The organism is Cytophagaceae bacterium, assembly GCA_016722655.1.
In the GTDB taxonomy this organism is placed as follows: Bacteria; Bacteroidota; Bacteroidia; order Cytophagales; family Spirosomataceae; genus Leadbetterella.
The window spans coordinates 3,180,891-3,206,575 of record JADKIR010000004.1; the positions used below are offsets into that span (position 1 = coordinate 3,180,891).

Consider the following 25,685-nt stretch of genomic DNA (forward strand, 5'->3'; position numbering starts at 1 on the left):
AAACTCATAAGGAGTTTTTTATTACTTTTATGAATTCGCAAAGTTATCTCATTTTTCCTTTAAATGATAAGAAAATATTACATTCAAATCGGTCTGGCAGTAGCTGTAATTGGAATTTTAGCATATTCTTTTTCGGGTAGCCCTGATTTTCATGACCTTACACTGAAATCTTTTGAAGATTATAAAAATGGCATTATCAATGGTGCCGACCGGCTGGTATTGGAAGAAAATAGAGATGGCTTTGATTTTTTTACACCAGAAAAAAAATGGGTAATAGAAGCTGAATTTATTCCGGAAAACAGTGGAAGAGAATTTGAAATGCTGATGACAGATTCAACTACTGAAGTGGCTCAGCTAAAAGGTGTGGCAAGTTTTAAATTCGAAAATTCAAATGTTAAGGTATTGATATTTGAAGAAGAGGCCAGTTATCTGCTGCCATTCAAAGATTTAACAAATGGGAAAACCACATATGGAGGAGGCAGGTACATAAATTTGCCAAAAGAAGCATTGAAAGGAGATAAACTTGAGATTGATTTTAACCGTGCCCGAAATTACTATTGTGTATATACCGAACAATATATTTGCCCTGTTCCACCACCTGAAAACTCGTTGAAAATAGCAGTTGAAGCGGGAGAAAAGATTTTTAAAAAGAAATGAGTTTTGATTTTTTTGGAAACCAATTTTAAATAGCTTTATTTATTTATGAAAAAGCAATTATTACAAATTCTGTTTCTTTGTGTAACCGGTATTTTACCTGTTTTTTCCCAGGAAGATATATTAAAAGATACCCAAAAAAATGAAGGCTATTTTACCTTTTATTGGAATGAAGCAAAGGGTAAAGTATTCCTTGAAGTCAAAAATATTGGTGAGGAATTTCTTTATTATCCTAGTCTGGCAGAAGGTTTGGGCTCCAACGATATTGGTCTTGACAGAGGATTGCTGGGACAGGAGCATATTCTTAAATTCGAAAAAACAGGAAACAAACTTCTATTAATTGAACCTAATTATCAATACCGGGCCAATTCCAATGATATTCTTGAAAAAAATGCAGTGAAAGAATCTTTTGCTAAATCTGTATGGTTTGGTTTCGAAATACTGAAAAATATTAATGGAAACTATATAATAGACCTAACTCCTTTTTTACTAAGAGATGCAATTGAAGCGGGAAAGACCTTAAGTTCGACAAAACAAGGCAATTTTTCTTTTGATGCATTAAGATCAGGAATTTATTCACCGATGTGTAAATCATTTCCACAAAACACAGAATTTCAGGTTGTTATAACTTTAATGGCCAATGCCAGTAGCAATCCGGGACAGTATATTAATTCCATAGTTCCTACTTCAGATTATGTGAGCATGCATCAGCATCATTCGTTTGTAAAACTGCCGGAACCCGGTTTTAAAACCCGGGAATTTGACCCTAGAATTGGTTATATTGGAATTGATTATTTCGATTATTCGTCACCCATAAACGCTCCTATACAGAAAAAGCTAATTTCAAGACATAGACTGGAGAAAAAAGATCCAAACGCTGTGTTAAGTGAGCCGGTAAAACCAATAGTTTATTATCTCGACTCAGGGGTGCCGGAGCCCATCAGATCAGCACTATTTGAAGGTGCTACCTGGTGGAATCAGGCTTTTGAAGCTGCCGGATACAAAGATGCCTTTCAGGTCAAAATGCTCCCTGCCGATGCAGATCCTATGGATATCAGATATAATTTGGTGCAATGGGTACATAGAAGTACCAGAGGCTGGTCTTATGGAACAAGTATTATTGATCCGCGTACCGGGGAGATTTTGAAAGGAAAAGTATCTCTGGGTTCATTGCGTGTAAGGCAGGATTATCTGCTGGCTCAGGGTTTAGCAGGTGATTTTTCGCCAGGAAAATCTGATACATTGTTAACAAAAATGGCACTTGACCGATTAAAACAACTTTCTGCTCACGAGATTGGTCATACGCTGGGTTTACCTCATAATTATATTTCAAGCATCAACGGCCGGGCCTCGGTGATGGATTATCCACATCCACTGGTTTATTTGAAAGATGGCAAAGTTAAACTCGATGAAGCTTACAGCATGGGTATTGGTGAATATGATAAATCTTCAATTATTTGGGGTTATCAGGATTTTCCTAAAGGTGTAAATGAGAAAATGGAATTGGAACGGATTGTGAAAAATCTTTTTGAAAAAAGACTTCAGTTTTTAACCGATCAGGATGCACGCCCTGACGGTTCTGTTCACCCTCAAACGCACTTATGGGACAATGGTTCCAATGCCACAGAAGAGCTGACACGTGTCATCGAAATGAGAAAAGTAGTATTGAGTGAGTTTGATGATAAAAAAATACCAGATGGTACACCGTTGGCACAAATTGAAGAAGTCTTTGTGCCCATGTATATGCTGCACCGGTATCAGGTACAGTCGGCTTCTAAATCGCTTGCCGGAGCATATTATTCCAATGCACTAAAAGGTGACAATCAGTTGATTTTTAAGCCGGTATCTGCTGATGATCAAAGGAAGTCTTTGAAAGCCCTGGTACAAACACTTGAACCTGATTTTTTGGCCATGCCTAAACAATTGCTTGGTTTAATTCCACCCCGACCGTTCAGATATCCGGCTAACAACCGAGAGGTTTTCAAACGCAGAACCGGAATGACATTTGATGTTTTGGCACCTGCTGAAAGTTCGGCCCAGTTGACTTTAAGCCTGATACTTGAGCCCAAAAGGATTTCCAGATTGGCAACACAGCAGATTTATGATAAAAATCTACCATCCCTGGCAGAGGTTCTAAATCTTTTGACCCAAAGACTTTTAAATGAATCAGATATTTATAAAAACAACTATTTCGGACAAATTAAAAGAGTGGTTGCCGAACAATATGTTTATAGTCTAAAAATGGTTTTGGTTGATAATCAGTGTAATGTAGAGGCTAAATCCAATATTGCAGCAGAATTGAAATCAATTGAAAACCGGATAGTCAATAAGCAATCTCAGGCCGGTGGTTTTGGAATGTTGATTTTAGATATCATCAGAAAACCAGAAAGTGATTTTGAGAAAACTAAAACTAACTACCTAATTGCTCCTGATGGTCAACCCATTGATGAGGAACAAGATTGGCTGGGTTGCGAAAATTTGGATCAGCATTAAAGAAAAGGAATCTCAGTGGTGCTTTTCACTTCCGACATCACAAAGAAAGAGTTGATCAAAGATACACCTTCAATTGAAGATAATTTTACCTGATGAAAAGTATGATATGCCTCCATGTCAGGTACTATTATTTTCAGTAAATAATCAAAACTTCCTGATACGAAATTACATTCCACCACTTCAGGTAATGCGGCTATTGCCTTGTCAAAAATCTCTGAAACGCTTTTGGTCTGTTTTATCAAAGTTACGTGAGAAAACACTGTGAGTCCTACGCCAAGTACTTTTTTGTTAAGAATCCCAACGTATTTTTCAATGATTCCTTCATTTTCCATTCTCTTAACTCTGTCATGAACGGGAGTAAGTGAAAGATTGATTTTTTCTGCAATTTCTTTAAAAGTGAGCGTTGAATCCTGTTGAATCAACTTCAGGATTTTTTTATCTATTTCATCAAGGCGATATTTCATCAGAAAAAAATACTTAAAAGTTTATTTTATGAATATAAATTTCGAAAATATTTCTGAAAATTACTATGTTTTCAAAAAAATATCTTTATTTATTCAAAGTATGACAAAAAATATTCTTATAATATAATTTTGTACATGAAAATATTCTTTAATGTTTTCTGTCGCTTTACATTAACAACAAACTTAAAATGATAGTAGGAGTACCTAAAGAGATTAAAAACAATGAAAATCGTGTTGCTATGACTCCCGCAGGAGTGATGGAGTTAGTAAAATACGGACATCAGGTTTTTATTCAAAAAGATGCAGGGATAAACAGTGGATTTAGTGACGCAGAGTTCAAATCTGCCGGAGCTTCAATTCTTGAAACAATTGAAGAGGTTTATCACATAGCAGAAATGATTGTGAAAGTAAAAGAGCCGATTGAGTCAGAGTATAAGCTCATTAAAAAAGATCAGTTGGTGTTTACTTATTTTCATTTTGCGTCTTCAGAAGTGCTCACCCAAGCCATGATTGGCAGCGGTGCGGTATGTCTCGCCTACGAAACAGTCGAAAAAGCCGATCGTTCTCTGCCGCTTTTGATACCAATGTCAGAAGTGGCCGGGCGTATGGCAATTCAGGAAGGAGCCAAGTATCTTGAAAAACCACAAAAAGGCAAAGGAGTTCTTTTGGGTGGTGTTCCGGGTGTTCCTACAGGAAAAGTTTTGATTTTGGGTGGAGGAATTGTAGGTACCCAAGCTGCAAAAATGGCTGCTGGCCTTGGGGCCAGAGTTGTGATTATGGACGTAAGTTTGCCACGGTTGAGACATTTGTCCGATATCATGCCTGCTAATGTTACCACAATTTTGTCAAACGAATACAATATCAAAGCCGCTATCAAAGATGTTGATTTGATAGTAGGAGCAGTGCTAATACCAGGAGCCAAAGCACCGCATTTGATTACTAAAGATATGTTAAAGCTCATGAAACCAGGTACAGTTGTGGTGGATGTGGCTGTTGATCAGGGAGGATGTATCGAAACTTGTCATCCAACTACTCATCAGGATCCGATTTATATCATCGACGATGTGGTTCATTACTGTGTAGCAAACATGCCTGGTGCGGTACCTTATACCTCAACTATGGCTTTGACCAATGCCACTTTGCCTTTCGCTTTAGACCTTGCCAATAAAGGTTGGAAAAAAGCCTGTGCTGAAAATAATGAACTCAAAAAAGGATTGAATATAGTAAACGGAAAAGTTGTTTACGCTGGTGTTGCAGATGCCTTTGGCCTTCAATTGGCTGAAGTTGAGGACTTATTTGATTGAGGATTTCCCTAAACGTTATATTTTTTTATTCCGGATATATCCCCGAAGTTTTTTGGGGATATATTTTTTTATCCTAACTTTCTGAAATTATTAGTCGGACTTTTTAATCCGAATTGTCTATAAATGAGAAAATTAAAATTAATATTTTTTATTATTTTTTGGAGTTCAATTTCCTTTGCTCAGACCATAATCAGAGGACCTTATTTACAAAAACGTACTCAAACAGGAATCCAGATAAGGTTCAGAACTGATTCACCGGTTTTGGCTAGTATAAAAATCGGTAACAATTTAGGTGTTTATTCCAACGAGTTTTTTGAAATCGGAAGCAATACCGAGCATAATATAGAAATCACAGGTCTTCAGCCTTATTCAAAATATTACTACGCAGTTTTCAACGGAACTCAGATTTTGGAAGGTTCGGCAGATAATTTTTTCTATACAACACAATTGGCTGGAAGTGAGCAAAAAATAAAACTTTGGGTCACCGGAGATTGCGGAACTCAGACCGCAATGCAAGCAAGGGTTAAAAACCAATTCCTTAGTTATATTGGATCAGATTATATGGACGGCTGGCTGCTTTTAGGCGACAATGCCTATTCGACGGGCTTGGATACTGAATTTCAAAATAAGTTTTTTGGGGTATATCAAAACGACCGGATTATGAAACAAACCGCCATATATCCGGTGCCTGGAAATCATGATTATTATTCCGGATCGGCCAATGGTTCAAATCATAATGTGCCTTATTATCAGATTTTTTCAGAGGTTAAGAACGGCGAAATGGGTGGCGTGCCTTCAGGCCAAAAAGAATACTACTCTTATGATATTGGGAATGTGCATTTTATTGCGATGGATTCTTTTGGAAAAGAGCTCGGTTCGACAGCCCATTCTTTATCTGACACACTTTTGCCCCAGATTGTTTGGTTAAAAAATGATTTGGCCGTTAATACAAAGAAATGGACGATTCTCTACTGGCATCACCCACCTTATACAATGGGTTCGCATAATAGCGATACTGAAGCCGATTTGGCAGCTATCCGTACCAATTTAATTCCCATTTTAGAAAGATATAATGTAGATTTGGTGCTTAACGGTCATTCGCATACTTATGAGCGTAGTAAATTAATGAAAGGTCATTTTGGGAATTCATTGTCATTTTCTCCGACACAACACCTGGTTAGTACTTCCTCTGGAAAGTTTGACGGTTCAGCAGATTCATGTCCTTATCATAAAAAATCTGATGGATCCGTTAAGGGAACAATTTATGCAGTAGCGGGTTCTGCCGGGTGGTCACCCAGTGGTCAGGCAAATTTCCCTCATCCGGCTTTACCATTTTCAGAAAAAACAATTGGCGGCAGTGGTTTTCTCGAAATTGAAGGTGACAGGCTGGATTTTAAGATGATAAGTGAAACGGGTACAATAGTGGATAAATTTACTATTTTTAAAGATGTAAACAGGACTCAAACACTTAATGTGGCTTCAGGTACAATCACTTATGAATTAAAAAGTCCTTATAAGGAGCCATCAAATTGGGTTTCTGAAAACTTACCTACTAATTCTGTTATTTTGTCGCCACCCATTAACGGAACAGTATTTCATGTAGAAGATACAAAAGGATGTTTTAAGGATACTTTGAAAATAGAAACTTCAAATCCCTGTGAAAATATTTATACTATTACCAGAAAGATTGAAATCGGAACAAATATTGACTTGAAGAGTTCTGAAAAGATTATATTAAGTGCACAGGTTTTCGAAAATACAATTTCTGTTTTTGATGCCAGTAATTCGCTCGAATTACTTCCTGGTTTTGAATCAAAAGCTGGTTCAGTATTTACAGCAAAGACTGGGGGATGTGTCTCTATAACCAGCCCTTAGCTATTTTTATTTTCTAGAGAAATAATCAAGAAGGTATTTCAGTTCTTCTTCCAGACTTATTTTGGGAACTTTAGTATTGCATCTTTGATACCAATATGCCGCATTCCACTCATCACCTTCCATTCGATGCAAAAATGCATGTAGTCTGTCGTAATCAGGCTCGCCTTCCTGTGATTGTGCTATCTGATGGGCATCATCCCAGTTTCCAGTTTTTACCAGGTTTAATGCTTCCAAAATCTCTTCTTTCATTATAAATTAAAATTATAATTCTATATATAAGAATTGAAATAACAATAATATTAAAATAAATAGTAAATATTGTATTAAAAATATATATTATATTTTCAGAAATAAATGAAAATTAATTAATTACTTTAAAATCAGCAATTTGGTTATTGAAAGAGCAAAATTTTGCTTCGTAATCAATGGCTATTTTACCAATTTTTCTATCCGAATCTATAACTTGTGAAGGTATTCCTGTCGCCATATTCAGGGCGGTTTCTATCGGTATTTTCAGCCAATCCACAGCATTTTTTACCGCATCGGCGAGTGAAATGGTAGCTCCTGCGAGATTTCCATCAGAATTTACATAGTTTCCATCTATCAGTTTTGCGTCAAATTCTTCCCAGGTAAAACTTTGTTTTTTATGATTTTGAAATAAAGCGTCTGAAATCAGAAACAATTTTTCCTTTTTTAAACGGTAGGCAATCTCAGCAGTTTTTTTGCTAATATGAACATCGTCCAGAATAATAGGGGAATATACGTTTTGATTGTACAAACTTGCTCCAATCAAACCGGGTTCCCGATGACCAAAAGGTGACATAGCATTGAAAAGATGTGTCACAAGGCTGATTCCTTTACCAAATGCAGCTTGGGCTTGTTCAAAACTAGCATTGGAATGTCCGACGGAGAGTTTTATTTTTTGAGAAATCAGAAAATCCAAAACCTCCTCATCAAATTCCTCGGGAGCAATAGTGAGCATTTTTATCAAACCTTTAGAAATATCTGAAATCTTTTTAATGGATTCAATATCAGGTTTTTGAATGTATTTTACTAAATGTGCACCTCTTTTTTTAACTGATAAAAAGGGCCCTTCCAGATGCATTCCCAAAATACCGCTATCAGGATTTTGCTGTAGATATTTATCAATAGTCTGTAATCCTTTTTCAATATTCTCAAAACTTGATGTGATCAAAGTTGGAAGCGTATAGCCGACTCCATTTTTGGCAGCAGAATTTTCGATGTCAGCCAAAGTTTCCGGGGTAGGAGTGGCGGTAAAATGATATTCCTCACCGCCATTGATATGGAGATCTATCAGTGCCGGAGCAAGATTTTCAAAATCAAAAGTACTTTTCTGATCTATTTCTGATATAGAAATTATCTTTCCGTTTTTCAAGATAAGTTCCTTGTTTTCAAGGATTTTTCCTTCAGAAAATATCTTTTTTGCCGAAATAGTTTTCATGTCAAATGTAATAATATTTAAAAAAATACTTAACGGACAGTATTTGAAAGAGTGGCGGCTTCTCGTGTATTTAGTAAATAATTGTATGGAAGCCAATAGTCAGAATTTACGGAGTTTGTGGCAATAAAATTATTGGTGGAAGTTAATATTTCGTTTTCGTAAATGCTTGATTTTAGCAATTTAAGATTCTCAAAAGCCACATAACGCATCATTATTTTTGTGGAAATATTATATTTTTTATCAAGATTGTCTTCAAAATTTACCCCAAAAATTGCTTTAGATTCCTGGAGAGACCATTTATTGTTAAATTTCCGGTATTGAAATATCATTTCGGCAGACTTTCCATCAATTTTTACAGGTCCGGCTTTTTTATCTAAAAGATCGTTGACACTTTTTTCAACCAATTTATATTCAATCTGGATTATTGCTTTAGTTTCAGGATCGAGAAGTATTTTTCCATTTTTTCCACCTTTTTTTCCTTTGTTTAATGGCCAAAAATGTATTACAAATAGGGGAATTTCTTCGAAAGTTGTCATCAGAGAATCTATCCTGAAATCGTATTTTTTCATTTGTTTTTTCTCCAGAAAATCGGGTATTCCGGTTTCTAAAGACCTGCAAACCAGCTCGGTTCCGTTTTGAAATCCCCATCCATTGATTTTGTTGGTTTGGCCTTTCCATTCAATTCGGCGGCCTCTAAGTAGTTTAACTTTTTCCAATTTATCTTTCTGTCCGGGAAATCTTTCTACCCTTACTACACCTTCGTTGAGTTTAATAGCTCCAAGCCCGGGTAAGTCAACTTGCTCATGGTAAAACCCAAGCTGATAATAAGGATTAGAATTGTAGTTTGATTTAATGCTGTCAACCGCTGCCCGGAGCATTATCCTGACATCAGAAAGCCCATAATGTGCGTCATAAAGCGGAATAGGTTCCAGCTCAAATACATTATCTTCAAGTCTGAGGTCTGTACCTTTCATTTTCAGACTTTTGTATCCCACCAAAGAAACAACAACCAGTGAATCGCGGCTTAATTTTGGATATTGAAAAATAAAATCGCCGTCAAGATTAGGAGCAGTACCATAACCGATAGAAGGCATACTTATGTAAGCATTGCTTAAAGGCAGGAGGGTATATTTATCAATTATTTTTCCTTTGGCAAAAAAATATCCACCCTGCGAGAATACGGACATCTGCAGGAATAATAAGGTAGCTAGCGTGAATACAAATCTGGTATATTTACGCATGGTTTCTAATTAAAAGAGGCCTAGTTGTTCGCCTTCATGGTTATCTGGTTTTTGATCATCCGAATTTTTCGGAGCATCATCTTCCTGGTTACCAGGCTCTTCATTAATATTTAATTCCGAATCTTTTTTAGTTTCTTCTTCCTGAATATCTGAATTATTATTTACTTCAGAATTTTGGGTATCTGACTCTTCCGCTGAAATTTCATCTGTTTCTATGATTTCATCATCCTCAGTATCAATTTCCGGTTCGAGCATTTTTATATCAACTATTTTTTCAAAATTTATCTTGTTGCCAAGTGCCTTCCAGCCTTTGACTTCAATCATTTCTTCCACTTTGAAAAGTTCAGTTTCTACATCTGATTTACGCTGACGTTTGAGTTTTATTTCAATTCTTGGTTTTTTATCGTACGAAATCATTAAAACTTCAGACCGGTTGTGATCTGTGATAAACAAGAATTTCTTATCTAAAGTAGAAGTTTCAATAATAAACCGCTTTACATGATAGTTCTTTTGGTCACCATCATAATAAATGGTTGAAACCACCCCTTTTTCGTTGTATTTGGCTATAGTATGTACCTGACGCGGATCATAATGGTTGGTGAGTTCAAAATTGGTGATTTCATATTCACCGGTTTTGTATAGTACCAATATTTTGTCAGAAGCACCAAAATTGCCTAAATATGTGCCATGTTCGTCTTTATTGAGGCGACCCAATGTTGGTGTGTACCATATATCGACACCTCCCAAAGTAGATTTTCCGGCAGATTTGAATGCGATTTTCCTTACGGAATATTTAGTGACCAAATTGCCCATTGCTGAGCGGTTTTTTATCAATAATTCAGCAAAATCGAAATCAAAAATTTTCTTTTTGGCAGTGGAACTGGCAGTGAGATTGACGGTTACGGTTTCGGCCTCGCCATTTTCATTTGCAGAGAAATACAGGATTTTTGACCGGGCTGAGCCTTTGGTTAAATCATATTCTTTGTCGCGGGTGATGCCTGTAACAGCAAACCGTTTGGCAAAAGTTCTTCCTTCTTTTCCATCAAGGTATATTACGTTATATATCCGCCGTTCATCGTTTTTTCTGAAAACTGAACAATGAATTATATTTTTTCCAACAAATACTTTTTCCTGGATTTTGACCACCGAAAACTTCCCGTCTGCTCTGAACGTAATAATATCGTCGATATCAGAGCAATCCATTACAAATTCATCCTTTTTGAGACCATAACCGATAAAACCGCCCTCCATATCCACATAGAGTTTCTGGTTGTTGGCAGCCACTACAGCAGCCTGCACCTCGCCAAACTGGGTAATTTCGGTACGCCTTTCTCTTCCTTTTGAGTATTTTTTGAGTAAATCCTGATAAAATTCGATGGTGTATCTAACAAGATTTTCGAGGTTATCTCTTACCTGGGCAAGTTCTTCTTCCAGTCTTTTCATCAGCTCATCTGCCTTGAAACCATCGTATTTCGAGATACGTTTGATTTTAATTTCGGTAAGCCTCAGTATGTCTTCTTTGATTATTTCCCGATAAAAAAGCCCTTTGTATGGCTCCAAACCTTTATCAATGGTATCAATTACTGCTTCGAAAGTTTCACATTCTTCGATATCCCGATATATGCGGTTCTCGATAAATATTTTTTCTAGTGAGCTGTACAGTAACCTTTCTTTAAGTTCCGCTTCTTTGATTTCCAGCTCGCGTTTGAGCAGGTGCATGGTTTGGTCCGCAGAATACCTCAGGATTTCACTTACACCAAGAAAATGCGGTTTCTGGTCTATAATTACTACAGCATTGGGAGACACCGAAACCTCACAATTGGTAAATGCATAAAGAGCGTCAATGGTGATGTCGGTGGAGGTATTGGGAGCCAAATGAATAAGTATTTCTACATTTTTGGCTGTATTGTCTTCAACTTTTTTGATTTTGATTTTTCCGGCATCATTGGCTTTGATGATAGATTCAATCAAGCCGCCAGTGGTGGTAGAAAAAGGAATTTCGGTGATAACCAAAGTCTTTTTGTCAAGTTCTTTGATTTTTGCCCTCATTTTTACTTTCCCGCCCCGGGCACCATCATTGTAGCCTGAAACATCAATCAAACCGCCTGTTAGGAAATCGGGATAAAGTGTAAATGGCTGTTTTTTAAGGTATTTTATCGTGGCTTCACATAATTCTATGAAATTATGAGGCATTATTTTAGTTGAAAGGCCAACTGCAATACCTTCCACACCCATTTCAAGAACCAATGGGAATTTTGCGGGTAAAGTCACGGGCTCTCTTTTTCGTCCGTCGTAAGACATTTGCCATTCGGTGATGTCTTCATTAAACAATACATCGTGTGCAAATTTTGACAAACGCACTTCTATATATCTTGGAGCAGCAGCTGAATCGCCCGTTCTGATATCTCCCCAGTTACCCTGAATATCAAGTAAAAGTTCCTTTTGGCCAATATTGACAATAGCGTCGCCAATGCTCGCATCACCATGAGGGTGATATTGCATTGTAGAGCCTATTACGTTGGCTACTTTGTTGAAACGGCCATCATCCATTTCTTTCAGAGCGTGAAGAAGCCTTCTCTGAACAGGCTTGAGACCATCTTCAATAGCCGGAACAGCTCTTTCGAGGATTACATATGAAGCATATTCGAGAAAATACTTCTCAAACATGTCATCAATTACTTCATTTTGGTTTGATGGGTCGTAGTTTATATTTTCCTCACTCATTTAAGTACAAACGCCTGGTTTCTGTTAAGGCAAATTTAGTAAAAATTGTTGTTTTTTGGTCAATTACAAAAGCAAATAAACCTTTTTCTTAGTTTTCAGTTATCAAAATAGTTTCCATTTCTAAAATAATATAATGTTTACGGATAAAAAAAGCCAAAGTTTATTAAACGGCAGTAAATAAAAAAATAATTATTTGAATTTTTGTACATTTGTGTTTAAGTAAAGTAAAAATATGTTAAACTACATTCAATCGAGTTTTACCATAAAAGATTTGGAAAACTTATCCGGAATCAAAGCCCACACCTTAAGGATTTGGGAAAAAAGATATGAATTGTTTAGCCCGGTTAGAGATGAGAACAATATCCGAAGCTATGATTTGGCAAGTCTTCAAAAGCTATTTAATGTAGTTTTTTTGCTTAATCAGGGTATGAAAATTTCGCACATTGCAGAAATGCCCCGGCATGAGATATCTTCTACGGTAAAAAGATATGTATTGGAAAATGAAGTTGAAAGCTACGCAATCAATAACATGATACTCGCGATGCTTAATTTTGATACGAGACTTTTTTCGGAAACATATCAACTTTTGATTAAGGAAAAATCATTCAAAGAAATTCTTTACAATACATTTTTTCCTTTTCTGTACCAAATAGGATTGCTGTGGCAAACAGGGTCTTTAAATCCTGCTCATGAGCACTTTATAAGTAATTTGATTAAGCAAAAGTTGTTGTTGAATATTGAAAAACTTGAGTTTAACAATGCCGAAGATGATGATATTTATGTGTTGTTTCTTCCACATAAGGAGATACACGAGATTGGTCTTCTGGCCGTCAATTTTGAATTAAAATTACTTTCAAAAAACACAATTTACCTCGGAGAATCTATTCCAGTTGGAGATTTGGTTGAATTAGCCAACAAATCTGCCCGAATTCATTTTATAAGTTATTTTACAATTTACCCTGAAGATGAAATTCTGGAAGACTATCTGGTTGATTTTCAAAAGAGTATTTTGAACAATAAATCACATAAACTTTGGATTGGAGGTTATAAAGCCCGCTTTGTAAGTGACTTTAACCTTGAAAATGTTAACCCCTTTGAAAATATTCAGGAATTAATAAAAAAAATCTCTGAATAAATTTGTTTTTGTTTAATGAAATGTTACTTTTGCTAAACAAAATGAAAAAATCAATAATAATCATCGGATCGGGATTTTCATCCCTGGCCTCTGCGGCTTACCTGGCAAAAGCCGGGATGGACGTAAGTGTGTATGAAAAAAATGAAAGCATAGGTGGCCGGGCATCGAGATACGAGCATCAGGGGTTCAATTTTGACATGGGACCTACCTGGTACTGGATGCCTGATGTTTTTGAAAGATTTTTTGGAGATTTTGGAAGAAAGGTTGAAGAATTTTATCAACTCGAAAAATTAGATCCCGCTTATCAGGTTTATTTTGGTGTTAAAGAGTCAATACATATTGCCGGTCAGCTTGAAAAAATAATTGAGACATTTGAACAAACAGAAGCCGGAGCAGGCCAAAAACTGCGGGCATTTATTAAGGATGCCGAATCAAATTATGACATTGCTATTAAAGACCTGGTATATCAACCCGGCGATTCAATCACTGAACTGATTTCCCTGGAAACTGCCAAAAGGTTGCCTTTGTTTTTTAAATCTATTTCGGATTCGGTCAGATCAAAAATTAAGAATCCAAAACTAATTCAAATTCTTGAATTTCCGGTTTTGTTCCTGGGTGCAAAGCCTTCAGATACCCCTGCATTTTATAATTTCATGAACTTTGCCGACTTTGGATACGGTACATTTCACCCAATGAAAGGCATGTATAGCGTAGCCGAAGGCATGAAAAATCTTGCTGAAGAGCTGGGTGTTAAATTTTTTGTGGATAGCCCGGTTGAGAAAATAATTGTTGAAGATGGTAAGGCGATAGGAGTAATTATTCATCAAAATGAGATTAGAGCCGACGTGGTTCTAAGCGGAGCCGATTACCACCATACTGAGCAGCTGCTTGATAACCAGTATAGAATGTATTCAGAGAAGTATTGGTCAAAGAAGGTTTTTGCTCCTTCATCTTTGCTTTTCTATGTGGGTTTTGATAAAAAAATCGAGAATGTTGAGCATCATACCTTGTTTTTTGATGTTCCGTTTGCCGACCACGCCAAAGACATCTACGATACCCCGGCATGGCCAGAAAAACCTTTGTTTTATGCCAGTTTCCCATCTAAAACCGATTCTTTTTTTGCACCGGATGGTAAAGAAGCAGGTGTTTTTCTGATACCTATTGCCCCTGACCTTGAAGATAACGGCACACAACGTGAGAAATATTTTGATATAATAATTGATAGATTGGAATCGCTGACTCAGCAAGAGGTGCGGAGCTCGGTTTTGTTTAAAAAGTCGTTTTGTGTGAGTGATTTTGTCAGCCGTTACAATTCCTACAAAGGAAATGCTTATGGCCTGGCCAATACACTTTTTCAGACGGCGGTATTCAGACCAAAACTCCAGAGCAGGAAAGTGAAAAATTTGTTTTTTACCGGCCAGCTTACCGTTCCCGGACCGGGAGTACCTCCGGCTTTGATTAGCGGAAAAATAGTAAGTGAAAAAATTATTAAACTATTGAAACTATGAAAAGCATTTTTGATGAAACAAGCCTTGATTGCTCTAAAAGAGTGACAAAAAAGTACAGTACGTCATTTTCGTTGGCGATTAATATGCTGGCTCCATCAGTCAGAGATCAGGTTTATGCAATTTACGGTTTTGTGAGGTTAGCCGACGAAATCGTTGATTCGTTTGAAGGATATGACCAGGAAAAACTTTTCAATAATTTTGAAAATGATTACCAACAGGCACTCGAAGATAAAATCAGCCTGAATCCGATTCTGAATGCGTTTCAGAAAATAGTGCTACAATATAAATTGCAAGAATTAGTCGATGCTTTTATGGCAAGTATGCGGGCTGATTTATACAAAAAAGAATATCATACTACGGCCGAATACGAACAATATATTTATGGCTCGGCTGATGTGGTAGGCCTTATGTGCCTGAAAGTTTTTGTTAATGGTGATGAAAATAGCTATGAAAAATTAAAAGGTTTTGCAAGTAAATTGGGTTCTGCATTTCAAAAAGTTAATTTTCTGAGAGATGCCAAACATGATTACGAAAGTCTCGGCAGAATATATTTTCCAAACGTAAATTTCAATAGCTTTTCAGAACATAAGAAAAGAGAAATAATTTTAGAAATTGAAGAGGATTTTAAAGAAGCTATTAAAGGAATAAGATTGTTGCCAAGTACGAGTAGGTTTGGTGTTTTAACGGCTTACATGTATTATCTTTCGCTATTAAAGAAGATTGAAAGAACCAACGCCAATCGACTGCTTTTTGAAAGAATCAGAATTCCGAATCCTGTAAAAATGATGATATTGGTGAATTCATATTTTAGATATAGATTAAACATTTTTTGATATGTGGTACATTTTTGTTTTGACTACTTTGGTTACTTTTCTGATTATGGAGGGAGTCACATGGCTCACACATAAGTTTGTAATGCACGGGTTTTTGTGGTATTTGCATGAAGATCATCATCAGCCGGGTTACAACCATGTATTCGAAAAAAACGATGCATTTTTTGTGATTTTTGCTATCCCCAGCATTGCTCTATTTTACTTTGGGCTAAACCCGGAACTAAATTTTAAGTTTTTTATTGGATTAGGAATCATGCTTTATGGTATGGCATATTTCTTTGTACATGATATTTTGATTCATCAGAGAATCAAATTGTTTTCCAATACAAAGAATAATTACCTATTGGCTTTAAGAAAAGGCCATAAAGTACATCACAAGCATATTGGGAAAGAAGAAGGGGAGGTATTCGGGATGCTTTTTGTGCCATTCAAATATTTTAAAAAGTACTTTTGATGGAGGAGAAATTTCTCTATTTGGCAATTGATATATTTACACTTTCGTTTCCTTTTGTGGCAAGTTTTTATCCTAAACATGCCTTTTACAAGGAATGGAAATATCTTTTTCCGTCATTGTTTTTGATGGCATCCTTCTTTGTTGTCTGGGATATAATTTTTACAAAAATTGGTGTTTGGGGTTTTAACGAGCGTTATCTTTCAGGGATTTTTGTGTATAATTTGCCTATTGAAGAAATACTGTTTTTCTTTTTTATTCCTTATTCCAGTATTTTTATTTACTTCTCACTCAAATATTTCCTAAAAAATAACCCATTCTATAAACTCAGTATGCATTTGCATTACTCATTGATTTTCATTTGTTTAGTGGCTTTTTTTTTGTTTTTTGAAAGAAATTACACCTTTTACACTTCCTTATTTTTGTTAATTTTTTTATTGATAACCTGGTATAAGAAAATCGATTTATCTGCGATAATTTTTGCCTATATCTTCGTCATACCATTTTTTCTTTTGACAAATGGAATACTGACCGGAAGTTTTATTGATGAGCCCGTAGTATGGTACAACAACAGTGAAAATCTTGGAATTAGAATGTGGACTATCCCGGTAGAAGACCTGTTTTATGGTTTCCTTTTAATCGCCGGAAATATTGTGCTGATGGAAAGACTGAAAAAAATATATTAAGATTTTAATCAATTTTTTTTCTGTCAAAAATCATCATAAGGGATTTAGTTTAGATTTTGTTTTGCATTTCAGCAATTCATTTTTGCTGATCAAAATATTATATCTAAAATAACTATACGAGAAGAGTCCATATTCCTCGCATTTGTTAAATTTTGGATTAATTAGTTCATTTAAATGAAGTTTTTAATTTAAAAATTTGAAAGAAATGTTAAAAAATATTCTTAAAAATTTTATATCCAGAATTGGTAGTGTAATTGGTGTTTCGGTAAAAAATACATATGATCCCAATGTAGAAACATCGATGCTAGCCTTGGGAACCATTTTAACTAACCAACAGCTGTTGATTGATTCTACTAATATCAATGATTACGAATTTAAAATTTTTAGCCAATTCGGAGATGACGGGATTATTCAATATTTAATACGAAATATTAAAATTGAAAATGAAACTTTTATTGAATTTGGCGTAGAAAGTTATTATGAATCCAATACTCGTTTTTTGTTGATGAATAATAATTGGAGTGGTTTTGTGATGGATGGTTCGAAAGAGTCCATGCAGAATCTGTATTATCAATCATGGTATTGGAGATATGATTTGAATCAAAAAGCTGCATTTATTGATAAAGAAAATGTTAATGATTTGATTAGAAGTTCTGGTTTTTCAAACTTGGGGCTTCTTCATATTGATGGTAATGACTACCATATCCTTGAAGAAATTGACTTTTCAGAACTAAATCCATCTATATTAATAATGGAATACAATAGTGTATTTGGAAATGAAAGATTAATATCAACGCCTTATAGGAAAGATTTTTATAGGACAAAGGCTCACTATAGTAATTTATATTTCGGTGCATCCCTTCCTGCATTAAATTTTTTAGCAAATAAGAAAGGCTATGCATTAGTTGGCTGTAATAAAGCAGGAAATAATTCCTTTTTCGTAAGGAAAGATCTTTTAAATGAAAAAGTAAAAGAAATATCAATTGACCAGGCTTACAAGGTCAGTAAGTTTAGGGAAAGTAGAGATATAAATAACGATTTAACCTATATTTCAGGGAATGATAGAATGGAGTTGCTGAGGGGAATGGAGGTTTTAAATGTAGTTACACAAAAAATTGAAAATATTTAGGAATAATCAATGAGTTTGGAAATTTAGTATTTAGATTTTTTTAATTAAATGAAAATACTATTTCTTCTTACCTTTCAATCAATTACAGCCTGAATATAAATATACTCTTACTGGGCTACTTACATCATTTGTATTTATAGAATTTAAAACTTTACCAGTGTTATCAATAGTAAGGGTGTTATCGCTGGAAAAAGCTTTTACCATCATACCTGTCCCTGAATTTGTTGAATATTTTGTAATTCCATTCACATAAAAGGTTTTTTCACCAAATGGATCCACATATTGAGGAAACCCTTTGAAAGTATTTACAAATTCATCGCCAAGATTTGATTTTTTTATTTTGGAAATTTTATATTCACTATACATAATTTTCTTTCCGGGCTCTGAAAAGATTTCATGCAAAACCAGCATGTTGTTTTTATCGTATTTGTAGGTATTTTCAGTTTGTGTACCTCCTGTACTTTTTGCTTTAGTGACAAGTCCTAAATTGTTCACTTCATACAAAATAAATGGTTAAGTTATTTTTACAGCTTTTCCATTAATAAATTCAGTAACAGTCGTAGTTAGCATTTCTTCTTTCATTTTTACCAACTGGCCAGCTTCATTGTATTCATACGTAAATTTTTGGGGTGTTGAAATATAATGGTGGGTTATTGTTTTTGAAACAAGTCTGTTGTTTTGGTAAACAAAATCAATTGAAAAAGGATTACTTGAATTATTGGTGATTTTTACCAAATAGCCATCGGTGTCATAATTAAAAACCTCTTTATAATTAAGTTTCACAAAATTCTTAACGGTTAATCTGTCCTGATTGTCGTATTCATAGCTAATTTCTGTTTGACCATTAATTTGTTCCGCTGTGAGTTTACATCCTGCCAGAACGCTTTGATTTATCAAAACCTTAGAAGTCAAGATTTGTGCAATTGAATGATTATCCGGATTCCCCTGGATATTTTTTTCCATTTCAATTCCTTTCTTTTTCGATATTATGAATGTTTTTTTTGCATTTGTTTTATAAAATGCAAGAGAAAAAAAGACAGTAATTATTATAAAAGCTATTGTTTTTTTCATTATTGATACATAAGAATTTTGTATTACTTCAGGAAATTAATATTATTTAATTGCCGGTTTCCATCCATAATTCATTTTAGCATAAGTGTTATTATAAGTTGTCCTTATCAAGGTATTAATTGCTGAAAGGTTTTCAGAATTATCTTTTGCTCGTAGCTTAATTTTGACTCGTCTAATAGGAAGGTAATGACCTGCCGGAAATTTTATGATGTAAGATTGAGTATTGTTTGCACCTGTTAATCCGTAGCTAATATCGCTGGCATTGGTTTGGACCAATTGGACAGTTGAACCATTTTTTATCGCATATTCACCAACAATATCTTGTAAACTTCCATTTGCCAGAAATACGCCCTGAGGTAATGAGAGGTCGATTCTTGCCTGTGCATGAGGATAATTAGTTCCAAGATCCTGATCGTTATTAGGGTTTCCTATAGTTCCTGATCCAAGTTCAATCTCAAATATTTTTGACCCTGGAGTTGCATTAAGCGATGGCATAGGTACCTGAAATAGGTGCCATGCGTAGGAATCCAAGCTATTAGAGTTGTTATTGTAAATCTCACTGGTGAGAAAACTTTTTCCTTGCCTATCTTTATATTTTGCCTTTGTCCCCCAGTGGTTCCATGAATATTGAGAATTAGATAGGTTACTAAAATTAGCCATACAATGGTCAGTTTGGACACTGACTTTTACCGAACCATTTGCTTCTATTTTGGGAATAGAAATATTAACTGTTGATTTATAATCATTCGGATTAAAATTGCAAGAAGGTCCATTTATAATGTCATCTGCCACAAACGGAAGTGAAGTAGTGGAAATGTTGTTTATGAGTACATTGTTTGAATCATAAACTTTCAAATTTTGAAGTTTAAATGCAGAATAGCTGTTTGTTGGAGCCAATCCGATTGTAATAACTACATTTTTCGCAGTATCTGCCCCGTTATTTTTGATTAATATTTCACGGTTAGAAAAAGTATAAGGTGAAGATCCTTTTGGGTCAAAATCATCTTTTATTATTGAAATTTCAAGATTTGGGGTTCCCTTTGGCTCCAAAGAATATGCCCACAAAGCACCGGTATAAGAAGGTTGGCTACCAAGATCCCGGCCAAAACCGTTAAAAAGAAATACTAAACTATCAGTTTTTATGTGATTAAATGTAGTAAAATGCGAGCCTGGTTGATTAATATCATTAAAATTGTAAGTTTGGTTATTTACGATTATTGGAGGTTCCCAGGCATAATCAGTTTCGAAATGTAAGTTTTGCCATTTTCCATCTTTAAACTTATATATAGAGCGATTAACTAGTCGCATCCAGGGTAAACCATCATTTCCCAACCAGCATAGAGGCTCAATTTGAGGGCCTGGCGAATCGACTGAAGGGTTAGTTTCTTGTGCCATGTAGGTCCAGACTTTTGTTGTAGGGTTGTATTTCCAGGTATCGGCAAGTGTGCATCCAATTGAATGAGCATCTCCATTATTTCCTCCGAAAAACCAAAAATTACCTTCCAGATCCTGCCAATATCCATAATCGCACCTTGCTCTTGGTTTATAACTAACAGACGACTCTCCTATAGTTGCAGGATAAACACCTCCTGGGGTATTCGGCCAATGTAAAGTATTACAGTCACCTGTTTCGCAAGTCCAGTTTTTAGTGGCAACATTATATTTCCACATATCATTTAAAGGAAACGGCGGATTAATCCCGTCATAATAAACGCCTCCGTATATCCAGTAATTACCATCCTTGTCAAACCATCCTCTCACCCGATATCTTGCCCTGGGCCAATCTGGTGTGCCGGGTACATTATAACTCCCCGATGAGGAATGAGAGGTATTTCCACCCATCCATGTCCAGTTTTTTGTGGTAGGATTAAACTTCCACATATCACTCCATCCGGTATGGAATCCTAAATCTTTTGTTTCGCCACCAAAAAACCAAAAATATCCGTCTTTATCCATTACGGATGCCATTCGGGTTCTATCTCCCGGGTGAGCAACAGTACTTTCGTTAAATTTATCTGTAAAAACTTCGTATTGACCTCTATTTGAAATTATTGCCCAAGCTTTTGCATTGATATCATATGACCAAATATCAGAACCTGCACCACTTCCATCACCTCCATAAATTAAGATTTTTTTATTGAAAATTCCAGAACCGCAATGTTCTCTTGAACTGGGGAAATTTAGGGGATTATATTCGCCAAAAATCGAATAGTGACTGTTGTAATCAATACTGGAATTTAAATGACCTTTTAGAAAAGCCCATTGGTTTTGTGAAAAGACCCGGTCGTGTGAAAAGATCAGGATTGTTGCACTAAACAGAATAAAAATTCTTTTTAATATCATAATTTTTGAATTAGAAAGCATCTACACAATCACTTTTCACAATTATCAAGCCAAAGGAGATATTATTTCCAATAAATTAAATATTTGCATGTATTGTTTAGTTGTAAATATTTGATCTTGAATCAGATGATGTTGAGAGGGAGGTAATTATTTTTTTGTATAAAGATTTTAAAAGCCGCTACACCACCTGGTGGAAAGAACAGGAACCTGAAAAACCCGAAACGCCTGAACAACGCCTGGCTAGAGAAAAGGCGGAAAGAGAAAATCAGGAAAAAGAGGGGGAGAAAAATGCCCTGGAAGGTGAAAAAGCTCTGAGAAAGCAAATTGCCGAAACCAAAGACGCTGCCATGAAAAAACAGCTTCAGGAAATTTTGGGAAGTACATTGAAAATTCAAAAGCAATTAAAAGAACAGCTTAACAATCCTGAGTTTAAGAAACAAATGAAGGAAATGGAGACGTTTCAAAAACAAGCTTATGAAGAGGAATACAAACAAAAAGCCGCTGAGTACCAAACCGACCTCGGGCGATGGAATGCAATAAAAAACCCGGACGTGTTGCTCAAAGAAAAGCTGGAGGAATTTCTCCATCGCAGTGCTGATATTGATTTCTCGGCCAAACTCAAAGAGCAATACGGCCACAAGGTTTTTGTAAATCCTGACTTTGAATCCAAAGACAGTTTCTGGAAACTATGCTTCCGGGCCGGAAAACCTGGTGTGGAGACTGCCAGAATGATTGCTAAAGAGTGGGTGGGGGAGATGAAATAGATTTTTTTAACTAAAATATTTTAAAAATTACGACTCAGCTGAATTGTGACTTAAGATTCGCAGTATTGTTCCATATCTGTTATGTCAACTATCACAGCATCAGCCCATAAATCTCCAAGCCTTTGATGCCTTTCGGTGGTTGAAACAAAAATGAATGCAGGTAAACCAAAAAGGACAATTAAATCTATTGGATCAAGTAAACGTCGTTTTATTGCATTTCCAAAATCAATTTCATGACCTTTGCTTGTCAATACTTTTAAGTTAAGTGCCTGATGAGCTAGCGTTCCACCATAAATAGCTTCGATAACAACTATGTAAAAAAACCAAACTAAAAATAATGGCAGAGCAGATAAATTGGAAACTACTTTTACACCTTCATCATTGATTTTTCCAAATACCTCGATGTAAACATAGGTAATCAAAAATATTATTAAATAGTCAATTATCGTTGCTAATATCCGTTTAGGTAAGTTTTTCTTATACTTGTAGATTCTCATTTTATGAAAAATATGGAATAGGATTTAATTTAATTTGGAAATTTTTGAATAAAATAAATTGTGAAATAAATTACATTGAAATATAACACAATTTTTATACCATCTTTGAAACCCTCACTTCTCCACTATCCCAAATGCCCGCTCAGGCGATTGTGTGTCTTGAAAGTAAAATGCCGCCGGACTCATGCCCGTAAATTCCTTATAGTCTTTGACCAGATGTTGATAATCATAATACCCGCATTCGAGGGCGATACTTAGCCAATCTTTGTCTGGAAATGCATTTTTTAGCCTAAAGGCCCGGTCAAACCGGATAATCCGCCAGAAATATTTGGGATTTACACCCACCCGCTCTCTGAAGTTTCTCTCAAGCTGTTTCTGGCTCAGGCAGGATTCGTGTGCCATCCAATCGAGGGAAATATTATTGGGGCAATTGACCATCTTCATCGTGAAATTGTCTATCGGGCGGTGCGTATAGGGCGTTTTTCGGCTGAGTTTGATCAGAAAATCTTCCACTACCGGAATCATATCGGGGTAATGTTCGGTATTCATCAGTTTTTCGTTGACCTCTCTCAACTGGCTGCCCAGCACCGCCTGAGCGTCAAGATATTCGTTGTTAATCTCTCTGGCAGGTAAGCCAATGAGCCGAAACAATCCACCGGGCTGGAAAACTACCTGAATCAACACAAACTCTTTACCCACCAGGCGGTTGCTCACTACACTCTGCTGCCCGATCAGGGCCGCCCGAACAGGTGTGGGCGAGCGACCGTCGGAATAGCTCACCTGCTCGGTATCACGCGGGTAAAAACTCAGCGTGACCTCCGGGCGGGGAGGGTAGGCCTTGGCCGGTGGCAGGGAGGTATCGGTAAACGAAAAATGTATAAACCGATACCTCCAAACATACGGTTGCAAAGCCGGGCAGGGTTTCAGGTCATTGAAAAACGGCATGTCGTCCTGTTTTAATTTTTTGATTCCAAATCCAACATCGGGTGCTTTGAATGCTCAATATAGGTTTTTTTTCTGAAATGATTGACCCATTGCATTCGGGTAAAGTTACTAGGCTATCTTGATTTTTAGAAAAGGCTCAAGGCTCGATAGGTGGGCCAACCACTTTCATGCCATGAGCCAGATGGATTTCCTGAATCAACTCTGGTGTGGGAGGGCCTTGCAAAGTGTTCATTTTTTTGAAAAACTCTTCCATTTGGCCGGAGGGTTGCAGAAAATACACCAGTTTGCCCTTATCGCTCAACTGCACCCAGGTATGTGGCACTTTGCGTGGAAGAAAAATCGTGTCGCCTGCCGAAAGCTTAAACCGCTCACCATCAAGCACAAAGAGATATTCACCCTCGATCACATAGAAGGTTTCGTCCTGGTCAAAATGTACATGAAGTGGCGGGCCGATTTTCTCGAAACCGACATATTCTAACACCGTCAGTTGCCCTCCGGAGTCTTTGGCTGAGATTTTTACGTCGTTGGGGTTTACACCACGGTATTTGATGGGTTGCTCAAAGCGGTCCTTGCCCGCCTTTACCACAAAGCCTTTTTTGGGGTCTTTGCCCGAAAGTTTTTTGCCCAAAGCCGCAGCTGAGCTCAGAGCCAAACCGGCTCCAATGAAAATTCTACGATTCATGTTGTCAATCAATTAAGTTTAAAATAATGATGTGACAAAAATCAAATTTCCATTTGGGGATTTAGTGGTAAAAAATGGACATGATTTCAATTTTTCTTCGGTTAAATGCGAAGAAGCAATGTTTTTTGGTTTCTAAAGGCAATATTTTTCTTTTACTTATTCAAAACAAACTTTTAGAAAAAAAACACCCCTCAAATTTATTCCCACAAAATATTTCAATTTAAAAAAATCTCCTTACCTTTGCAGTCCGAAAAAAAAAGAAAGGAGGTGTAAATTATGCTACATGTTCAAGTAAAAGAAAACGAGTCAATCGATAAAGCTCTGAAACGTTTCAAAAAGAAATTTGAGAAAACAAGAGTATTGAAAGAACTTAGGAGACGCCAGGCCTTCGAGAAAAAGTCTGTTTCACGCAGATTTGAAGTCATCAGAGCATCGTACAAGCAAACTACCTACGGTCATATTGACGACTAAGGTGTTTTGTTTATTTCATATTTCGACTAATTTTGTTGTGAAACCTTATTTCCAATAAAATTGGTCGATTTTTTTTAGCCCATATCAAAAACGAGCGGAGGCTTAGCCCCCATACCCACACGGCCTACAAGGCTGATTTGGAGCAGTTTCAGCAATTTTATTCGCCCGACCTCAGCCTTTTGATACAAGACACTCAGGCAGCCGACATCAGAGAGTGGGTAGTGAGCCTGTCGGAACAAAAGCTTGACAACCGCTCCATCAACCGCAAAATGGCTTCTCTCAGGGCTTTTTTTAAATATTTGCTCAAAAATCAAAAAGTAAAATCTGACCCTACGGCACTGGTCAAAGCCCTCAAAACCGCCAAAAAACTCCCGGTGTATCTGGAAGAAGACGCCATGAACAACCTGTTTGACCTGGTGGAATTTGAGCCTGATTTCGGTGGACAGCGGGACCGCCTGCTGTTGGAGCTTTTTTATGGCACTGGCATGCGTTTGGCTGAGTTGATTGGCCTCAAAACCAAAGATTATGACCGCTTTGGCCGGAAAATCACGGTGCTGGGTAAAAGAAATAAGTACCGGGTGATTCCGCTCAACCAGGAAGTGATAGATTGCATTAATATTTATCTTAAACTGCTGGAGGATGCGGGGATAAGCAATGAGTTTTTGGTTTTAACCGATAAATATGAACAGCTGTATCCGGTGTTTGTGCAGCGGAAAATCAAACATTATCTGGAGCTGGTGAGCACGATTTCCAAGAAGTCGCCTCATGTGCTGAGGCATACATTTGCCACGCATCTGCTCAACCACGGTGCCGACCTCAACGCTATCAAAGAGCTGCTGGGCCACGCCAACCTTGCCGCTACGCAGATTTACACGCATAATACGATAGCCGAATTGAAAGAAGTTTATAAAAAGTCGCATCCGAAGGCTTGAGGGAGTGCCGGGTAGTGAGTT

General features: G+C 36.5%; 24 protein-coding genes. 13 read left to right on the top strand and 11 right to left on the bottom strand.

What is annotated here, in order from left to right:
* Positions 1-63 precede the first annotated feature (63 nt).
* Positions 64-657 carry a DUF1684 domain-containing protein gene (locus tag IPP61_14395; protein ID MBL0326347.1) on the top strand — a complete coding sequence of 198 codons (594 nt, stop codon included), beginning with the start codon at positions 64-66 and terminating at the stop codon, positions 655-657.
* Positions 658-702: 45 nt separating this feature from the next.
* Positions 703-3,147, top strand: a complete 2,445-nt coding sequence (locus IPP61_14400) for a zinc-dependent metalloprotease (protein ID MBL0326348.1) — start codon at positions 703-705, stop codon at positions 3,145-3,147.
* On the opposite strand, the gene IPP61_14405 is transcribed toward IPP61_14400, so the two are convergent.
* Positions 3,144-3,611, bottom strand: a complete 468-nt coding sequence (locus IPP61_14405; GenBank protein MBL0326349.1) for an Lrp/AsnC family transcriptional regulator — start codon at positions 3,609-3,611, stop codon at positions 3,144-3,146. The genes IPP61_14400 and IPP61_14405 overlap by 4 nt on opposite strands.
* Before the next feature lie 188 nt (positions 3,612-3,799).
* Here IPP61_14405 and ald point away from each other — a divergent pair, with 188 nt between their 5' ends.
* Entirely contained in the window at positions 3,800-4,915 is a 1,116-nt protein-coding gene (ald, locus tag IPP61_14410) for an alanine dehydrogenase (GenBank protein ID MBL0326350.1), read from the top strand.
* 123 nt (positions 4,916-5,038) lie between these two features.
* The gene (locus IPP61_14415) at positions 5,039-6,790 is read left to right on the top strand and encodes a metallophosphoesterase (GenBank protein ID MBL0326351.1); all 1,752 of its coding nucleotides are present in this window, start codon (positions 5,039-5,041) and stop codon (positions 6,788-6,790) included.
* Positions 6,791-6,796: 6 nt separating this feature from the next.
* Here IPP61_14415 and IPP61_14420 read toward each other — a convergent pair whose 3' ends face one another.
* From IPP61_14420 to IPP61_14435, 4 genes are all read right to left on the bottom strand, one after another.
* Complete coding sequence (locus IPP61_14420) at positions 6,797-7,039, bottom strand: hypothetical protein (protein ID MBL0326352.1); 243 nt, start codon at positions 7,037-7,039, stop codon at positions 6,797-6,799.
* A 112-nt stretch (positions 7,040-7,151) separates the two neighbouring features.
* Entirely contained in the window at positions 7,152-8,252 is a 1,101-nt protein-coding gene (gene nagA / locus IPP61_14425) for an N-acetylglucosamine-6-phosphate deacetylase (GenBank protein MBL0326353.1), read from the bottom strand.
* A 29-nt stretch (positions 8,253-8,281) separates the two neighbouring features.
* A complete protein-coding gene (locus tag IPP61_14430) occupies positions 8,282-9,493 on the bottom strand; it encodes a hypothetical protein (protein MBL0326354.1) in 1,212 nt (403 codons plus the stop codon).
* Positions 9,494-9,502: 9 nt separating this feature from the next.
* Positions 9,503-12,217, bottom strand: coding sequence for a DNA gyrase/topoisomerase IV subunit A (locus tag IPP61_14435; GenBank protein ID MBL0326355.1), 2,715 nt, complete (start codon positions 12,215-12,217; stop codon positions 9,503-9,505).
* 232 nt (positions 12,218-12,449) lie between these two features.
* On the opposite strand from IPP61_14435, the gene IPP61_14440 reads away from it, so the two are divergent.
* The 6 genes from IPP61_14440 (at position 12,450) to IPP61_14465 (ending at position 17,959) form a co-directional block, all read left to right on the top strand.
* Entirely contained in the window at positions 12,450-13,352 is a 903-nt protein-coding gene (locus IPP61_14440; GenBank protein ID MBL0326356.1) for a MerR family transcriptional regulator, read from the top strand.
* Positions 13,353-13,393: 41 nt separating this feature from the next.
* A complete protein-coding gene (crtI, locus tag IPP61_14445; GenBank protein ID MBL0326357.1) occupies positions 13,394-14,860 on the top strand; it encodes a phytoene desaturase in 1,467 nt (488 codons plus the stop codon).
* Positions 14,857-15,693, top strand: coding sequence for a phytoene/squalene synthase family protein (locus IPP61_14450; protein MBL0326358.1), 837 nt, complete (start codon positions 14,857-14,859; stop codon positions 15,691-15,693). The genes crtI and IPP61_14450 overlap by 4 nt, the downstream gene beginning before the upstream one ends.
* A gap of 1 nt (position 15,694) precedes the next feature.
* On the top strand, positions 15,695-16,147 hold the full coding sequence (locus IPP61_14455; protein MBL0326359.1) for a sterol desaturase family protein: 453 nt from the start codon (positions 15,695-15,697) through the stop codon (positions 16,145-16,147).
* Positions 16,147-16,830 (top strand): lycopene cyclase domain-containing protein, encoded by a 684-nt coding sequence (locus IPP61_14460; protein MBL0326360.1) that lies wholly within the window; start codon positions 16,147-16,149, stop codon positions 16,828-16,830. Before IPP61_14455 ends, IPP61_14460 begins: the two co-directional genes overlap by 1 nt.
* 205 nt (positions 16,831-17,035) lie before the next feature.
* On the top strand, positions 17,036-17,959 hold the full coding sequence (locus IPP61_14465; GenBank protein MBL0326361.1) for a hypothetical protein: 924 nt from the start codon (positions 17,036-17,038) through the stop codon (positions 17,957-17,959).
* Positions 17,960-18,037: 78 nt separating this feature from the next.
* Here the strand turns inward: IPP61_14465 and IPP61_14470 are convergent, their stop codons facing one another.
* From IPP61_14470 to IPP61_14480, 3 genes are all read right to left on the bottom strand, one after another.
* Positions 18,038-18,454 (bottom strand): hypothetical protein, encoded by a 417-nt coding sequence (locus IPP61_14470; protein MBL0326362.1) that lies wholly within the window; start codon positions 18,452-18,454, stop codon positions 18,038-18,040.
* 18 nt (positions 18,455-18,472) lie between these two features.
* On the bottom strand, positions 18,473-18,922 hold the full coding sequence (locus IPP61_14475; GenBank protein ID MBL0326363.1) for a hypothetical protein: 450 nt from the start codon (positions 18,920-18,922) through the stop codon (positions 18,473-18,475).
* Positions 18,923-19,072: 150 nt separating this feature from the next.
* Positions 19,073-21,373: a hypothetical protein gene (locus IPP61_14480; protein ID MBL0326364.1), complete on the bottom strand. Its 2,301-nt coding sequence runs from the start codon at positions 21,371-21,373 to the stop codon at positions 19,073-19,075.
* A 155-nt stretch (positions 21,374-21,528) separates the two neighbouring features.
* On the opposite strand from IPP61_14480, the gene IPP61_14485 reads away from it, so the two are divergent.
* Complete coding sequence (locus IPP61_14485; protein MBL0326365.1) at positions 21,529-22,137, top strand: hypothetical protein; 609 nt, start codon at positions 21,529-21,531, stop codon at positions 22,135-22,137.
* A 50-nt stretch (positions 22,138-22,187) separates the two neighbouring features.
* Here the strand turns inward: IPP61_14485 and IPP61_14490 are convergent, their stop codons facing one another.
* From IPP61_14490 to IPP61_14500, 3 genes are all read right to left on the bottom strand, one after another.
* The gene (locus IPP61_14490; GenBank protein MBL0326366.1) at positions 22,188-22,634 is read right to left on the bottom strand and encodes an RDD family protein; all 447 of its coding nucleotides are present in this window, start codon (positions 22,632-22,634) and stop codon (positions 22,188-22,190) included.
* Between the two features lie 114 nt (positions 22,635-22,748).
* On the bottom strand, positions 22,749-23,579 hold the full coding sequence (locus IPP61_14495) for an AraC family transcriptional regulator (GenBank protein MBL0326367.1): 831 nt from the start codon (positions 23,577-23,579) through the stop codon (positions 22,749-22,751).
* A gap of 136 nt (positions 23,580-23,715) precedes the next feature.
* Entirely contained in the window at positions 23,716-24,261 is a 546-nt protein-coding gene (locus IPP61_14500) for a cupin domain-containing protein (protein MBL0326368.1), read from the bottom strand.
* A gap of 276 nt (positions 24,262-24,537) precedes the next feature.
* On the opposite strand from IPP61_14500, the gene IPP61_14505 reads away from it, so the two are divergent.
* Together IPP61_14505 and IPP61_14510 are read left to right on the top strand one after the other, a co-directional pair.
* Positions 24,538-24,732, top strand: a complete 195-nt coding sequence (locus IPP61_14505; protein MBL0326369.1) for a 30S ribosomal protein S21 — start codon at positions 24,538-24,540, stop codon at positions 24,730-24,732.
* 59 nt (positions 24,733-24,791) lie between these two features.
* Entirely contained in the window at positions 24,792-25,664 is an 873-nt protein-coding gene (locus tag IPP61_14510) for a tyrosine-type recombinase/integrase (protein MBL0326370.1), read from the top strand.
* Positions 25,665-25,685 lie beyond the last annotated feature (21 nt).

What these genes read in the sequence shown, in the direction of transcription:
- IPP61_14450 (MBL0326358.1), top strand. Translation starts at nt 14,857, where the DNA reads ATGAAAAGCATTTTTGATGAAACAAGCCTTGATTGCTCTAAAAGAGTG.
- IPP61_14460 (MBL0326360.1), top strand. Translation starts at nt 16,147, where the DNA reads ATGGAGGAGAAATTTCTCTATTTGGCAATTGATATATTTACACTTTCG.
- IPP61_14440 (MBL0326356.1), top strand. Translation starts at nt 12,450, where the DNA reads ATGTTAAACTACATTCAATCGAGTTTTACCATAAAAGATTTGGAAAAC.
- IPP61_14395 (MBL0326347.1), top strand. Translation starts at nt 64, where the DNA reads ATGATAAGAAAATATTACATTCAAATCGGTCTGGCAGTAGCTGTAATT.
- IPP61_14455 (MBL0326359.1), top strand. Translation starts at nt 15,695, where the DNA reads ATGTGGTACATTTTTGTTTTGACTACTTTGGTTACTTTTCTGATTATG.
- IPP61_14490 (MBL0326366.1), bottom strand. Translation starts at nt 22,634, where the DNA reads ATGAGAATCTACAAGTATAAGAAAAACTTACCTAAACGGATATTAGCA.
- IPP61_14405 (MBL0326349.1), bottom strand. Translation starts at nt 3,611, where the DNA reads ATGAAATATCGCCTTGATGAAATAGATAAAAAAATCCTGAAGTTGATT.
- IPP61_14495 (MBL0326367.1), bottom strand. Translation starts at nt 23,579, where the DNA reads ATGCCGTTTTTCAATGACCTGAAACCCTGCCCGGCTTTGCAACCGTAT.
- IPP61_14415 (MBL0326351.1), top strand. Translation starts at nt 5,039, where the DNA reads ATGAGAAAATTAAAATTAATATTTTTTATTATTTTTTGGAGTTCAATT.
- IPP61_14500 (MBL0326368.1), bottom strand. Translation starts at nt 24,261, where the DNA reads ATGAATCGTAGAATTTTCATTGGAGCCGGTTTGGCTCTGAGCTCAGCT.
- IPP61_14505 (MBL0326369.1), top strand. Translation starts at nt 24,538, where the DNA reads ATGCTACATGTTCAAGTAAAAGAAAACGAGTCAATCGATAAAGCTCTG.
- IPP61_14430 (MBL0326354.1), bottom strand. Translation starts at nt 9,493, where the DNA reads ATGCGTAAATATACCAGATTTGTATTCACGCTAGCTACCTTATTATTC.
- ald (MBL0326350.1), top strand. Translation starts at nt 3,800, where the DNA reads ATGATAGTAGGAGTACCTAAAGAGATTAAAAACAATGAAAATCGTGTT.
- IPP61_14435 (MBL0326355.1), bottom strand. Translation starts at nt 12,217, where the DNA reads ATGAGTGAGGAAAATATAAACTACGACCCATCAAACCAAAATGAAGTA.
- IPP61_14465 (MBL0326361.1), top strand. Translation starts at nt 17,036, where the DNA reads ATGTTAAAAAATATTCTTAAAAATTTTATATCCAGAATTGGTAGTGTA.
- IPP61_14420 (MBL0326352.1), bottom strand. Translation starts at nt 7,039, where the DNA reads ATGAAAGAAGAGATTTTGGAAGCATTAAACCTGGTAAAAACTGGAAAC.
- nagA (MBL0326353.1), bottom strand. Translation starts at nt 8,252, where the DNA reads ATGAAAACTATTTCGGCAAAAAAGATATTTTCTGAAGGAAAAATCCTT.
- IPP61_14400 (MBL0326348.1), top strand. Translation starts at nt 703, where the DNA reads ATGAAAAAGCAATTATTACAAATTCTGTTTCTTTGTGTAACCGGTATT.
- IPP61_14480 (MBL0326364.1), bottom strand. Translation starts at nt 21,373, where the DNA reads ATGATATTAAAAAGAATTTTTATTCTGTTTAGTGCAACAATCCTGATC.
- crtI (MBL0326357.1), top strand. Translation starts at nt 13,394, where the DNA reads ATGAAAAAATCAATAATAATCATCGGATCGGGATTTTCATCCCTGGCC.
- IPP61_14475 (MBL0326363.1), bottom strand. Translation starts at nt 18,922, where the DNA reads ATGGAAAAAAATATCCAGGGGAATCCGGATAATCATTCAATTGCACAA.